Raw genomic sequence first — 14198 nt, 5'->3', positions numbered from 1 at the left:
TTGCCAGGGGGCGTCCGGGTCACCAGCGGCGGGCGTTCGCCATCATGCCCAGATGCGCGTCGCGTTCCACGGCGAAGCGGACCGGGTCCATGCCCTGGCGCTCGGCCCGCAGGTGCAGCATGGTCAGCTCGGTCGCCGCCTGCTGGTAGTCGCCCATGGCCCGGCCGAGCCCGGCGCCCCTGGCCCACTTGCGGGCCGCCTTGCGGCCGGACAGCGTGCTGAGCATCCTGACATCGGCCTCCGTGATCAGCCCGGTCTGCTGGTAACCGGGCAGGTAGACGCCCATCCTGGTGACGAGCTGGCGGCGTTCGATGACGGTCACGGTGATCAGCAGGATGAGCGCCCCCATGATCACGAGGTACGCGGCGGCCACCCAGGCCAGGGAGCCCGTGGTGGCGGAGCCGTTCCAGAGACCGTGCAGGAAGACCGCGCCCAGGTAGCCGAGCGGGATCGCGGCGAACCTGGCCGCGGTGCGCCTGGTCAGGGCGTAGGCGACACCGAGGCCGATCATGGAGGTGTAGATGGGGTGGCCGAGCGGGTCGATGAGGCCCCTGATCACGAACAGTTGCAGCGCCCCGCCGGCCCCGTCCTCGTTGTACGCGAGCAGGTAGTAGCCGACGTTCTCCACGGCCGCGAAGCCCAGGCCGGCCATGGAGGCGTACACGATGCCGTCGGTCAGCCCGTCGATCTCCCGCCGCCTGCGCAGGAGCAGCAGCAGCGCCGAGCCCTTGAGCGCCTCCTCGATCACGGGGGCCAGCAGGACGGTGCCCACGTCGTCGACGACCGCCTCGCCGAACCCGGCCCTGGTGAACAGCGCCTCCCCCACGAACGACAGCGCGATGCCCAGCACGATCGCCACCCCCGCGCCCCACGCGAAGGCGAACGCCAGGTTCAGCTTCGGCTCGGGCTCCAGCCTGTCGAGCGAGAGCACGGCCGCCAGCAGCACCGGCAGCGGCGCCACGCCCAGCAGCGCGGACAGCCCGAACCCCACGGGCCCGCCCGACAGCAGCATGACGGTCAGCACGATCAACGCCAGGGCGCTGGACACGACCAGGCCGATCAAGAGGGCCTTGCTGGGACGCTGGACTGGCATCGTGGTGCCTCCCTTTCGCTGGTCCGACCACTATGCTCGGCCCGCATCTACAGCCGCTTAACGGTCACTTGATTCGCGGTAATACGGATCCGCCACGACGGCCTCGCCGTCGGCGTAGGTGTACACCTCCCGACCGGAGACGAACACCCGCAGCGCCCGGCTCATGACGTCCAGCGGGTCCCCCGACCAGATCACGACGTCGCCGTCGAGCCCGGGACGGAGCGCGCCCACCCGGTCGTCGATCCCCATGATCCGGGCCGGGTTCAGGGTGATCGAGCGCAGCGCCTCGGCCGGGTCCAAGCCCTCCTTGACCGCCAGCGTGGCCTGGTGGACGAGGAAGTGGATCGGCACGACGGGATGGTCGGTGGTGATGGCCAGCCGCACGCCCGCCCGCGCCAGGATGCCCGGGTTGCGCAGCGAGCGCCGGCGCAGCTCGACCTTCGACCGGCTGGTGAAGAGGGGACCGATGATGACGGGGACGTCCCGGTCGGCCAGGGTGTCGGCCAGCAGGTGGCCGTCGGTGCCGTGGTTGATGATCAGCCGGTAGCCGAACTCGTCCGCCAGCCTGAGCGCGGTGGAGATGTCGTCGGCCCGGTGCGTGTGCTGGCACCAGGGCAGCTCGCCGTCCAGCACGCGGACCAGGATCTCCAGCGTGCCGTCCCGGTCGAACGGCTTGCCCTCGTCGGCGGCCGCCGCCCGCCTGGCCTTGTAGTCCTGCGCCTTCATGAACGCGTCCCGGATCACGGCGGCCACGCCCTGCCGGGTGGACGGCAGCTTCTTCTGGTCGCCGTACACGCGCTTGGGGTTCTCACCCAGCGCGCTCTTGACGCTGGCCGGCTCCTTGACCAGCATCTCGTCCACGGACCTGCCCCAGCACTTGATCGCGACCGTCTGGCCGCCGATCGGGTTGCCGGAGCCCGGCTTGATCACCGCGGTCGTCACGCCGCCGGACAGCGCGTCGGCGAAGGCCAGGTCGGCGGGGTTGATGGCGTCGAGGGCGCGCAGGCGGGCGCCGTTCGGGTCGGTCATCTCGTTGGTGTCCTGACCGGCCCAGCCCTCGGCCTCCTCGTACACGCCGAGGTGCCCGTGGGCCTCGACGAAGCCGGGCAGCACCCAGCCGCCGGCGGCGTCCACGACGGGGGTCCCCTCGGGCACGGCCACGTCCCGGCCGACGGCGGTGATCTTCCCGTCCTGGACGAGTACGGTGCCGCCGTCGATGGGGTCGCCGTCGATCGGCACAACGTATCCGCTGGTAATAGCAAAATTCATGACTCGTAACCTACCGGTGGGCGGATCGCCGAGCCCGTACGCATCGGGTCCTCCGGGGCCAGGTGACATGGGGATAGGCTGATATTTCAGGATTTGCACGAGGGAGAGGATGCATGTCGCAAACGTACGGGCCAGGCGCGGGCCCGGCCCCCCAGTCCCTCGGCGACGAGGAGCTCTCGCAGTTGCTGGCCGGGCAGCGCTTCGGCGCGCTGGCGACGAACAAGAGCAGCGGCCACCCTCACCTGTCCACCGTCCTGTACACCTGGGACCCCGACCAGCGCGTGGTGCGGATCTCCACGATCGCCGACCGGCTCAAGGTCCGCCAGCTCCACAAGGACCCGCGCTGCGCCCTCTACGTGGCCAGCGACGACTTCTGGTCCTACGCCGTCGCCGAGGGCCAGGCGGAGCTGTCGCCGGTGAGCGCCGAGCCGGGCGACGAGGTGGGCATGGAGCTCCTCGCCATGCAGCAGCACATGGACGACCCGTACGCCTTCCTGCGGCAGATGGTCGAGGACCGGCGGCTGGTGATCAGGATCCGCGTCTCGCGTTTGTACGGGACCGTGCTGCCCGTTTCGTGACGACGGCGCGGTGGCGGTTGTAGGCCACCGACGCGATCACGACGAGGACGAGCCCCAGGTCGATGCCCGCCGACCAGCGCATGGCAGTGACGTGGTGCCCCCCTTCCGCCGCCGCGAAGAAGACCGCGCCGATCACCGCCACGCCGCCCGCGCCCGCGAACTGCTGCGCCGTGCTGAGGATGCCCGACCCGATGCCGGCCTGGTGCGGGGCGACCTCCACCAGCGCCGCGCCGATGAGCTGCGGCAGGACCAGCCCGTTGCCCGAGCCGACGAGCATGAGCGCGGCCATGATGTACGGCAGGCCCAGCCCGGCCCCGACCACCATCAGGGCCAGTCCGAGCCCGATGATCACGCCGCCGATCACGACGACGATCAGCCCGTACCTTCTGACCAGTCGCGTCCCCAGGATCGACGTGACCGAGAACAGCACCCCCATCGGCGCGAACGCCAGCCCCGCCTGGAAGGCCGTCAGCCCCAGCCCGCCCTGCAGCAGCAGCGTCAGCGTGAACATGAACGAGGCGAAGTACGCCATGAACGCGACGATCGAGCCCACACCCGCCAGGTAGGAGTGGACCTTGAGCAGCGCCAGGTCGAGCACCGGCTGCCCGCCGCGCGCCCCGAGCGCCTGCTGCCACCGCCAGGTCAGCACGAACACGGGCACCGCGGCCCCCATGCTGATCCACGTCCAGACGGGCCAGCCCAGGCTGTTGCCCAGGCCGAGCGGCACCAGCACCAGAGCCAGCCCGACGGCCAGGCCCGCCGCGCCCGGCACGTCGAGCCTGGCCCGCCGGGCGGTCTCGACCTCGGGCAGCAGCCAGATGGCCAGCGGCACCACGATCAGGCCGACGGGCAGGTTGATCAGGAAGATGACCCGCCAGCCGAGCCCCAGCGTGTCGGCGGTCAGCAGCAGGCCGCCGAGCACCTGGCCCGCGATCGAGCCCAGGCCGCCCGCGACGCCGTACCAGCCGAGGGCGTGCGCCCGCTCCGACGGCGAGTAGGCCGCGGAGATCGTGGCCAGCACCTGCGGCACCATCGCCGCGCCCGCCAGGCCCTGGAGCAGGCGGGCGGCCACGAGCTGGACCGGGTTGACGGCCATCCCGCACAGCACGGACGCGATCGTGAACGCGACCACGCCCCAGATGAACAGTCGCCGGTAGCCGTAGCGGTCGCCGAGCCGGCCTCCGGTGATCATGCCGGCCGCGTAGGTGAAGGCGTACCCGCCCACGATCAGCTCGAGGGCGGCCGGGCCCGCGTGCAGGTCCCGTTCGATGGAAGGAGCGGCCACGTTGACCACGAAGAAGTCGAACTGGGCCATGAACCAGGCCGCCAGGAGTACGGCCAGCATCCCACCATGCTTCACGACATTCAGGCTAGAACTCCATGATTCGCTCCTCCGGCACGGGGGTCGCGTGTCGAATGCTCATCGGTCGGGCACCGGGCCGTTACTCTGCCATCAACCTGCAGTCATGAGATCTTGTCACCGTCGAGTCGACTGTCTCTCCCCACCCGAGGAGACCCATGTTCAGGCGACTCGCCGTCATGATCGCGATCTCGTCCACCCTCCTGACGACCCCTGCCGAGGCGGCCACCGCCGTCGTCAACGTCGCGCACCGGGGCGCCTCCGCGTACGCGCCCGAGAACACCATCGCCGCCTTCGAGCTGGCCGACAAGCAGCGGGCCGACGTGTTCGAGCTCGACGTCCAGGAGACCAAGGACCACGAACTGGTCCTGATGCACGACACGACCCTGGCCCGCACCACCGACGTCGAGCGGGTCTTCCCCGGTCATGCGCCGTGGCGCGTCGGAGATCTCACGCTCGACCAGATCCGCAAGCTGGACGCCGGCTCGTGGTTCTCCGACGAGTACGAGGACGAGCGGGTGCCCACGCTCGACGAGACGCTCAGCGAGATGAGCGGCTCGGGGCTGGACCTGCTGCTGGAGATCAAGGCTCCGGAGCTCTACCCCGGCATCGAGGCCCGCGTGGCCGCGGAGCTGCGCCGCCATCCCGGCTGGCTGGCCGAAGGGCGGCTGGTGGTGCAGTCGTTCAGCTGGGCATCGATGCGGACCTTCCACCGCCTGCTGCCCGACGTGCCGATCGGGCTGCTCGGCACGCCGTCCAGCGCCGACCTGCCGGGGCTGGCCAAGTTCGCCGACCAGATCAACCCGCCGTACACCTCGTTGTCGGCCTCGTACGTACGGCGCGTGCACGCCCTCGGCATGCAGGTGCTCGCCTGGACGGTGGACAACCCGGACATCATGCGGCGGATGCTGGACTACCAGGTGGACGGCATCATCACCAACAAGCCGGACGTCCTGGACGAGCTACTGAGCGGCTGAGACGGCGAGCACGGCCTGCGCGAGCGCTCCCAGGACCGCATCCACCCCTGTGAAGCGGTCCCCCACTGAGACACTTGGCCCGGTCATCGACCGGCCTCCCCCACGCCCAGCGCGCAGGCTTCCCTCACGCCCAGCGCACAGGCCGAGGACGATCACGTACCCACCGAACAAAGTCGGCAGCACAGGCGACGAGCCCAAGCCACTCACGACGGCCCCACTTCTCGCAGCCGGCCGAATCCGCTCACGGCGAGCCGCACCGGGCCCCTTCCTCAGACGGCGGGGCGCAGCACCCTCACGATGGCCCCGCGCTCAGGCGGCGAGCCGAATTCCTCGGGAGGACCCGCGCCGGGATCCGCCCCCGAGACGACGGGGCGGGGCGAGCCGAATCCGCTCGCCCCACCCCCCAGACGACGAGGCGGAGGCGAGCCGAATCCGCTCGCCCCGCCCCGGTCAACCGATCTCGCGACTAGCTGCAGCCGCTGGTGGAGCCGCAGCCCTCACAGACGTAGCAGCTCCCCGCCGGCCGCATCTTGGTGCCGCAGGTCATGCAGAGCGGCGCGTCGGCCGTGAAGCGCTGGTGGCTCTCCAGCGTCAGCTCCTTGACCGCCGGCGACTGCTCGGCGACCTCCGCCTTCGGCTTCTCCTCGATGGGCGCCGACTGGGCCAGCGCCTCGCGGTCCACCGTCTCCTGCAGCGCCGCCGGGTCCTCGCCGCGCTGCTGCGCGGCGCGCTCGGCCGCCGAGAAGATGCCCAGGGCCGCCCGCTCGTCGTAGGGCAGGTGGTCGAGGGCCAGGCGGCGGAAGATGTAGTCCATCACCGACGTCGCCATCCGGATGTCCGGGTCGTCCGTCATCCCGGCCGGCTCGAACCGCATGTTGACGAACTTGCTCATGTACGTCTCGAGCGGCACGCCGTACTGCAGGCCGATGGAGATCGCGACGGAGAAGGCGTCCATGACGCCCGCCAGCGTCGAGCCCTGCTTGGACATCTTGAGGAAGACCTCGCCGAGCCCGTCGTCAGGGTAGGACGAAGCGGTCATGTAGCCCTTGGCACCGCCCACCGTGAAGCGGGTGGTCATGCTCGGCCGCTGGTTGGGCATGCGCCGCCGGGTCGGCCGGTTGACCTCGATGACCTTGACCTCGGGCTCCGCCTTGGCGGCCTCGTCCTTCTTGGCGGCCTCGTCCTTCTTGGCGCCGTTGCCGGCCGACAGCGGCTGGCCGACCTTGCAGTTGTCGCGGTAGACGGCCAGGGCCTTGAGCCCCAGCTTCCAGCCCTCCTGGTAGACCTGCTCGATGTCGTCGATCGTGGCCGACTCGGGCAGGTTGACCGTCTTGGAGATGGCCCCCGACAGGAACGGCTGCGTGGCCGCCATCATGCGCACGTGGCCCATCGGCGCGATCGCCCGCTCGCCCATCGCGCAGTCGAACACCTCGTAGTGCTCCTGGCGCAGGCCGGGCGCGTCGACGACGTGGCTGTGCTCGCCGATGTACTCGACGATGGCCTCGATCTGCTCCTGCTGGTAGCCGAGCTGCTTGAGCGCCCGCGGGATCGTCTGATTGACGATCTGCATGGAGCCGCCGCCGACGAGCTTCTTGAACTTGACCAGCGCCAGGTCCGGCTCGATGCCGGTGGTGTCGCAGTCCATCATCAGGCCGATGGTGCCCGTGGGGGCCAGCAGGCTGGCCTGGGCGTTGCGGTAGCCGTTCTTCTCGCCGAGCTTGAGGCACTCCGACCACTGGCGGGACGCCTCGGAGTGGATCTTCGCGTCCATGGAGCCGACGGTGCGCAGGTCGTCGTTGGCCGCCGCGTGCTTGCGCATGACGCGCTTGTGCGGCTCCGCGTTCCTGGCATATCCGTCGTACGGGCCGACCACCGCGGCCAGCTCGGCACTGCGGCGGTAGGACACGCCGGTCATCAGCGACGTGATCGCCCCCGCCACGGCGCGGCCGCCGTCGGAGTCGTAGGCGTGGCCCGTGGCCATGAGCAGCGCGCCGAGGTTGGCGTAGCCGATGCCGAGCTGACGGTACGCCCGCGAGGTCTCGCCGATCTTCTCGGTCGGGAAGTCCGCGAACGTGATCGAGATGTCCATCGCGGTGATGATCAGCTCGGTCAGCTTGACGAAGTTGGGGACGTCGAAGGAGTTGTCGTCCTTCAGGAACTTCAGCAGGTTGATGCTGGCCAGGTTGCAGGAGGAGTTGTCCAGGTGGACGTACTCGGAGCACGGGTTGCTGGCCGTGATCCGCCCCGTCTCGGGGGTGGTGTGCCAGTCGTTGATCGTGTCGTCGTACTGCACGCCCGGGTCGGCGCACTCCCAGGCGGCCTTGGCCATCTTGCGGAACAGCTCCCGGGCGTCGACCGTCTCGATGACCTCGCCGGTCAGGCGGGCACGCAGGCCGAACTTCTCGCCCTTGTCCACCGCGCGCATGAACTCGTCGGAGACGCGCACGGAGTTGTTGGCGTTCTGGTACTGGACGGAGACGATGTCCTTGCCGCCCAGGTCCATGTCGAAACCGGCGTCACGCAGCGCGCGGACCTTGTCCTCTTCGCGCGCCTTGGTCTCGATGAACTCCTCGATGTCGGGGTGATCGACGTCGAGGACGACCATCTTGGCCGCCCGGCGGGTGGCGCCGCCGGACTTGATCGTCCCCGCGGACGCGTCGGCGCCGCGCATGAAGCTCACCGGGCCGCTGGCCGTGCCGCCGCTCGACAGCAGCTCCTTCGAGGAACGGATGCGGGACAGGTTGACACCCGAGCCCGAGCCGCCCTTGAAGATCACACCCTCTTCCTTGTACCACTCGAGGATCGACTCCATCTGGTCGTCCACCGAGAGGATGAAGCAGGCGCTCACCTGCTGGGGCGACTTGGTGCCCACGTTGAACCAGACCGGCGAGTTGAACGCGAACACCTGGTGCGCCAGCGCGTGCTTGAGCTCGTGATCGAAGATCTCGGCGTCCTCGTCACTGGCGAAGTAGCCGTGCTCGATGCCCGTCTTGGTGTAGACGCCGACGACCCGGTCGATCAGCTGCTTCAGACTCCACTCGCGCTGCGGGGTGCCCACGGCGCCGCGGAAGTACTTGGTCGTCACGATGTTGGCCGCGTTGACCGACCAGAACTCGGGAAACTCGACGCCCCGCTGCTCAAAATTGATCGAGCCGTCGCGCCAGTTCGTCATGACGACGTCGCGGCGCTCCCACTGGATCTCGTCATACGGGTGCACGCCGGGCTTGGTGAAGATCCGCTTCATCTTCAGCCCCTTACGCGGACGCTTCCCCCCGCGCGCGACTGAACCGCTGGCCGTCTCCGTCATGACTCCCCCTTCTCCGCCTTCAACTGTGAGATCTCGGCCTCGAAGTCCGCCAGGCTCTCGAAACCGCGATATACCGATGCGAACCGCAGGTAGGCCACCTCGTCGAGGTCCCGCAACGGGCCCAGGATGGCCAACCCCACCTCGTTGGAGGGGATCTCGGCCGCGCCCTTGGCCCTGATGGCCTCCTCCACCCGTTGCCCGAGCTGCGCCAGCGAATCCTCGCCCACCGGTCTGCCCTGACAGGCCCGCCGCACGCCCGCGACGACCTTGTCCCTCGAGAACGGCTCTGTCACTCCGCTGCGCTTGCTCACCATCAGCAGTACGGTCTCCTGCGTGGTGAACCTGCGCCCGCACTCGGGACAGGTGCGGCGTCGCCTGATGGCCGCGCCGTCATCCGTGGAGCGGCTGTCGATGACCCTCGTGTCAGGGTGGCGACAGAACGGACAGTGCACGCTTTCGCCTCCTAGACCTACGGCCACCACACGCCGCGAAACCGCCGTCGAGGGACGCTCGCGCACGCTCCACGGCTAGCCGTGGAGCGGTACATAAAACACAAGGTGTGGTGAACTACATCGGTGTAACTACTAGATGTTGTGGTCCAACCGTAGAAGCGAGCGACCATGAACGCAAGTTGAGCAAGCCCATCGAACCGAAGTCGCTGATCAGCCCGCCGTCACCGGCGGAGCTTGGGCGTGTCGCCCGTCGAGGTGATCTTTGTGCTGCTGGAGGCGTCACACGAGTTGCTTACGCACCCCTTCGTGAACAAACCTCACAACGGTACCCAACCCCCAAACCTTCCCCCACCAGCCCCACCACCGCACCCCCCGAACCACTCCACAACCGGACAGCCTCGCAACGCCAACGGCCCCACGGGCAACCGTTCCCATGCCCCGACCCGGCCCCCACCGCCAGGCCACTCCGCACCCCACGCGACACACCGCCAGTCAGTCGCACCCGAGCAGCCTGACGACGCAGCTCCCACGCGTGAACCTCGCGGCCCAGACGGACTCCCGACCCGGACGGACTCCCGACCCGGACGGACTCCCGACCCGGACGGACTTCCGGGTTCAAGCGGACCAGCGTCTCGGTCGCAATCACGGTCCGAGCGGACTGGCGGTCCGAGCAGGCTCGCAGGTTCGAGCGGGCTCGCAGCCCAAGGGGACCAGCGTCTCGATCGCGATCACCGTCCCAGCGGGCTGGCGACCCCAGCAGACTCCCGGGCCGAGCAGATCCACAGCCCAGCCGAACTGGCGGCCCGAGCAGACTCACAGCCCGAAGCAGGGTTGCGGCCCGGACAGACCGGCAGCCCCGCGGCCCGAGCGGACCGGCAGACCGGCAGCCCGGGCAGACCGGCAGCCCGAGCGGATGGCAGCCCGAGCGGACCGGCGGGCCAGCCGAACTGGCGCCCTGGGCGGACTTGCGAGCCGAGCGAACTCACAGCTCGGGCGGACCGGCGGGCCGGACGCACCCGCGGGTCGGGCGGTCAGCGTAAGGCGGCGGTGTTGCTCGGGACGTACAGGCGGGTGCCCGGGCGAACGGGGGAGTCGGACAGGCCGTTCAGGCGCTTGATCTCCTCCACCACAGGGCCGGGGTCGCCCCCCTGGGAGAGCGCCTCCCCGATGGCCCAGAGCGTGTCACCCTCGCGCACCTCCACCCACGGCAACCCCGCATGGCTGGTCACGACGACCTGCACCGCCGCCTGCCCCACCGCACGCGTACCGAGCCAGAACCCGCCGAGCGACAGCAAGGCCACGGCGACCACCAGCACGACCCGCCCGCGCCGGGTCAGCCGCAACGGCGGAGCGGACCGCCGACGCACGCGCGCCAACGCACGCCGCGCGCGCCACCTCGCCACCCGACGGCCCCACCGGCGAGATCCCCAGCGCGTGCCACCTGTGCCGCGCCGAGATCGGCCGGCCCGGACGACGCCTCCCCGCGCAGCCCGGTCATCCCCGCCAGCACCCCGAACGCCCTTCCCGACCCCCTGGACACCCCCACTCCGAACACCATGAACGCCTCCCCCAGCACCCCGGACGCCACGCCGGACACCCCGAGCGTCTCTGCCAGCACCTTGGACACCACTCCGGGGCTCCCGCACGCCCCCGCCAGCACCGTGGACACCACCCAAGGGCTCCCGAGCGTCCCCATCAGCACCCTGGACACCATCCTGGGGGCCGCGAGCGCCTCCCCCCGCACTCCGGGCACCACTCAGCGGGCTGCGAACGCCTTCCCCAGCACCCTGGGCGGCACGACGACCGCCGCGAGCGCCCTTTCCAGCACTTCGGCCATCACCCCCGGGACCGAAGTCCTTTCCCCCAGTGCTTCGGATGCCGCCCCTGGGGCCAAGGATCTTTCCGACGGCTTTCCGGACGCCACCCCTGGAGCCAAGAGCCTTTCCCACGGCTCTCCGGGCGGGACCCCGGGGACTGCGCGCGCCTTCCCCAGCGCTCCGGGCCAGGCCCCGGGCACCGCGAACGCCTTCCCCGGAGCCCCGGACACCACCCCCGAGACCGAGAACCTCTCCCCCAGCACCCCGAGCTCCGTCGACGTCTCTCCCCGCGATCTGCGCGGGGCGCCGACTGCCGCGTGTGCCACCCTCGGCGGACTGGACGCCACCTCGAGGGCCGACGGCGCCTCCCGCTTCTCTCGTCCCGGAGCTTCCTGGTCCGCGCGCCCGCGACCGCGCGTCGCCCGCAGGGGCACGTGCACCCCGATCGTCCACCCTCGTCCCCCGCCCAGCGTCGGCGCCCCCGCCCGAGCGCCGTTGCTCTCTGTCTGCGCCGGATCTCCGGCCGGCCGCCGTTTCGTCGCCCTCGTCCGCACGGGCTCCTCCCCTGCCCGGCGGTACGGTGGCGTCCGCGTCGGAACCCGGACGCGGCGGCGGTACCAATCGCAAATGGGGCCTTCCACCATGAGCCGTGCGGGGCCCCAACCTCTTCCCCGAATTCCCGCGGGAACCGGCCTCAGTCCGCGTATTGTCTCCCCGTCGATCGTTACCCTGCGTGGCGTCGGCGATGAGTGTGAGTCGTTTGGCGTCTTGGCTGGTCATGTCGGTATTTGTGGGTGTTCGCATGGTTGACCTCCTGCCGTGCGGCCCGAGGAAAAGGCCAAATAAAGATCAGCAAATCGAACACGGTGTCGATCGAACTCCCGTACGATGTTGTACACCACGCTGGCGACAATTTCGAGGAAGACTCGAACAATTGTTTGAAGATGATCTTCAACAGCGATACGGTCGCTGTGTGCGACATTGGGACCACAGACCGGGAGGTGCGCCGGTGAGGCGGGCCGCCAGGCGAGGAGGAAGAGCATGAGCGAGCAGGATGGCGCAAACGGGGTCAGCGACCTCGCGGTGCGCCGGCGCGACTCTCTGGGCCTGACGCCCAGGCAGCGCAAGATCCTTGAAGTCATCCGCGACTCGGTGCAGCAGCGCGGTTATCCGCCCTCCATGCGCGAGATCGGCGAGGCGGTCCAGCTGACCAGCACGTCGAGCGTGTCGCACCAGTTGACGGCGCTTCAGCGCAAGGGTTACCTGCGTCGCGACCCGCACCGGCCGCGCGCGCTCGAAGTGCGCCTCCCGGGCGAGCCCGTGCTGTGGGTGGACCCTGACGCGACCGACGAAGAGCCCACGATCAACCGCCCCACGGCCGCCTATGTCCCGCTCGTCGGCCGCATCGCCGCCGGTGGTCCGATCCTGGCCGAGGAGAGCGTGGAAGACGTCTTCGCGCTGCCCAAGCAGCTCGTCGGCGAGGGCACCCTGTTCCTCCTGCAGGTCGCCGGTGACTCGATGATCGAGGCCGCCATCGCCGACGGCGACTGGGTGGTCGTCCGCCAGCAGCCGGTGGCGGAGAGCGGCGACATCGTGGCCGCCATGATCGAGGGTGAGGCCACCGTCAAGACCTTCAAGCGCAAGGACGGCCATGTCTGGCTCGTCCCCCACAACCCCAACTACGAGCCCATCCCCGGCGACGAGGCCAGCGTCCTGGGCAAGGTCGTGGCGGTCCTGCGCCGGCTCTAGCAGCGGTCAGGGCCCCGAAAGGGTCTCGGGCGCGCGTCCAACCGCTCGCGCCGCGTTCCGGCGCGCGCCGAAACACACCTGTTCATGGGTACGTACGGCTCCAACTCCACCTCGCCCTCGGGCCGAGGCCCCGTCACCGGCCATCCGGACCGGCGAGGGACGCCATGCCCCTGGAGACTGAGCCGTCCGGGGGCGCCATCCAGTCCCATGTTGTCGGTCGCGGCGCTCAAGGCCACCCAACGCCGACATCGCACCGTGTCGCCACCCCGCCATCGGACATTGGCGCCGAACTCGGTCTCGGCATCGAACCATTCCGCGGAACTCGGTCTCAGCATCGCTCCATGTCGCCACCCGGCCCTCGGGCACTGGCGCGGAACTCGGTCTCAGCATCGCACTGTGTCGCCACCCCATCCTTCGCCAACACCCGCAGCGCCCAGAAGTCGCCGCCTCCATGACCGCTTGACGAAGCCACAAGCCGCCCGCTCGACTCGATCAAGGGCCCAGATTGGGAGGGCGTCTACAACGCACCGCCTTCAGCAACGCCCGATGAGGAAGCACCACACCAAAGGTCGCGCCGTTGGAGCAGCCGCTCGGATGCGCGCCCGGCGCGGTGCAGGAAGTCGCCGCACCGGCCCGCTCACTCCGGCACGAAGCTCGCGCTGCCCTTGAAGGCGCTCGACCCGTCGTTCTGCTCGACCCGCGAGTCGCGGCCCGCGTGCGGCACCGACTGAAGGTCCCGGGGCTTCTAACGGGCCGCGTACAGCTCGTGCGCGGCCATGATCGCCTGATCGGCGAAGGCGAGCACGTCGCGCCGCCGTTCGAACGGCGAGCCGTACAGGGACTTGCGGGGGGTGCCGAAGTGCTCGCTCAGCCCGCTGACCGCGCCCGAGAGCGTCGGCAGCGCGGTCTCGTCCTCCTCGCGCAGGCGTAGCGCCTCGTTCACCACCCGATGCCAGCGCTCGGGGAACACCGCCAACGCGTACTGCCCGGCCCTCGACTTGGAGGTGATCTCGCCGGTCGCCAGCGTGTAGTGGAGCCGGGCGACGCCCGTGACGACCCAGACCGTGTTGTAGCCGCCGAGACAGGCCAGCCCCCAGGGCGAGGCCAGGTGGGAGGCCCTGGCCACCAGGCGGCGCCAGTACCGGTCGAGGTTGCCGTCGGTCCAGGCCGCGAGGACGGCTGGATCGTGCCAGATATCGATCTCGTCCGGCTTGGGGCCGCGGCAGGTCAGGCCGTTCTGGGCCAGCGTGTGCCAGGTGACCGGGTTGAGGCCGCCCCGTGGGTTGATCTTCCCCGCGTGCGCCCGGGGACGCGTCCCCAGCTCCGCGGGGTCCCGGCCGAGGTCGTCCCACGTGAGGTAGCAGCCCTCGAACGGGTACGCGCCCAACCGGGCGTGAATGCGCTCCACCACCCCGAACGGCGCCTCCGAGGCCGTCACCGCGACGAAGTCCACGTCGCTCGCGCCGGGCCGGTAGTCGCCCAGCGCCGCCGAGCCCTCCAGATAGAGACCCTCCACGAGCCCGGGAGCCTCTGCGTCGGCCACCGACAGGTAGGTCTCGACAATGGCATCGACCTTGGGGTTAGACATCATCGCCG

11 protein-coding genes are annotated in these 14198 nt (G+C 69.9%); 3 read left to right on the top strand and 8 right to left on the bottom strand.

The genetic code is table 11. The annotated features are described in order from the left end of the window. Positions 1-19: 19 nt before the first annotated feature. Both ACWEPL_RS33115 and ACWEPL_RS33110 read right to left on the bottom strand, forming a co-directional pair. On the bottom strand, positions 20-1093 hold the full coding sequence (locus tag ACWEPL_RS33115) for a PrsW family intramembrane metalloprotease (RefSeq protein ID WP_452438510.1): 1074 nt from the start codon (positions 1091-1093) through the stop codon (positions 20-22). Between the two features lie 57 nt (positions 1094-1150). Continuing rightward, on the bottom strand, positions 1151-2362 hold the full coding sequence (locus ACWEPL_RS33110; protein WP_350739210.1) for an amidohydrolase: 1212 nt from the start codon (positions 2360-2362) through the stop codon (positions 1151-1153). A 113-nt stretch (positions 2363-2475) separates the two neighbouring features. On the opposite strand from ACWEPL_RS33110, the gene ACWEPL_RS33105 reads away from it, so the two are divergent. Next, a complete protein-coding gene (locus tag ACWEPL_RS33105) occupies positions 2476-2940 on the top strand; it encodes a PPOX class F420-dependent oxidoreductase (protein ID WP_363966286.1) in 465 nt (154 codons plus the stop codon). Here the strand turns inward: ACWEPL_RS33105 and ACWEPL_RS33100 are convergent. Further along, entirely contained in the window at positions 2891-4300 is a 1410-nt protein-coding gene (locus ACWEPL_RS33100; protein ID WP_452438509.1) for an MFS transporter, read from the bottom strand. The genes ACWEPL_RS33105 and ACWEPL_RS33100 overlap by 50 nt on opposite strands. Positions 4301-4458: 158 nt before the next feature. On the opposite strand from ACWEPL_RS33100, the gene ACWEPL_RS33095 reads away from it, so the two are divergent. Further along, positions 4459-5277: a glycerophosphodiester phosphodiesterase gene (locus tag ACWEPL_RS33095; RefSeq protein WP_452438508.1), complete on the top strand. Its 819-nt coding sequence runs from the start codon at positions 4459-4461 to the stop codon at positions 5275-5277. A gap of 466 nt (positions 5278-5743) precedes the next feature. Here the strand turns inward: ACWEPL_RS33095 and ACWEPL_RS33090 are convergent, their stop codons facing one another. From ACWEPL_RS33090 to ACWEPL_RS33075, 4 genes are all read right to left on the bottom strand, one after another. Continuing rightward, complete coding sequence (locus ACWEPL_RS33090; protein ID WP_350739220.1) at positions 5744-8584, bottom strand: vitamin B12-dependent ribonucleotide reductase; 2841 nt, start codon at positions 8582-8584, stop codon at positions 5744-5746. Next, positions 8581-9036, bottom strand: coding sequence for a transcriptional regulator NrdR (gene nrdR, locus ACWEPL_RS33085; RefSeq protein WP_185078046.1), 456 nt, complete (start codon positions 9034-9036; stop codon positions 8581-8583). The genes ACWEPL_RS33090 and nrdR overlap by 4 nt, the downstream gene beginning before the upstream one ends. Positions 9037-10067: 1031 nt before the next feature. Continuing rightward, positions 10068-10379, bottom strand: coding sequence for a LysM peptidoglycan-binding domain-containing protein (locus tag ACWEPL_RS33080; protein WP_452438507.1), 312 nt, complete (start codon positions 10377-10379; stop codon positions 10068-10070). Then, the gene (locus ACWEPL_RS33075; protein WP_452438506.1) at positions 10370-10780 is read right to left on the bottom strand and encodes a hypothetical protein; all 411 of its coding nucleotides are present in this window, start codon (positions 10778-10780) and stop codon (positions 10370-10372) included. Before ACWEPL_RS33075 ends, ACWEPL_RS33080 begins: the two co-directional genes overlap by 10 nt. 1114 nt (positions 10781-11894) lie before the next feature. On the opposite strand from ACWEPL_RS33075, the gene lexA reads away from it, so the two are divergent. Beyond that, positions 11895-12602 (top strand): transcriptional repressor LexA, encoded by a 708-nt coding sequence (gene lexA, locus ACWEPL_RS33070; protein WP_221520107.1) that lies wholly within the window; start codon positions 11895-11897, stop codon positions 12600-12602. A 745-nt stretch (positions 12603-13347) separates the two neighbouring features. Here the strand turns inward: lexA and ACWEPL_RS33065 are convergent. Next, positions 13348-14193, bottom strand: a complete 846-nt coding sequence (locus ACWEPL_RS33065; protein WP_363966297.1) for a nucleotidyltransferase domain-containing protein — start codon at positions 14191-14193, stop codon at positions 13348-13350. Positions 14194-14198 lie beyond the last annotated feature (5 nt).

This window comes from Nonomuraea sp. NPDC004186, from assembly GCF_053603495.1.
Note: the sequence above shows the minus strand (reverse complement) of the source record. Positions and strands in the feature narration are given on the sequence as shown.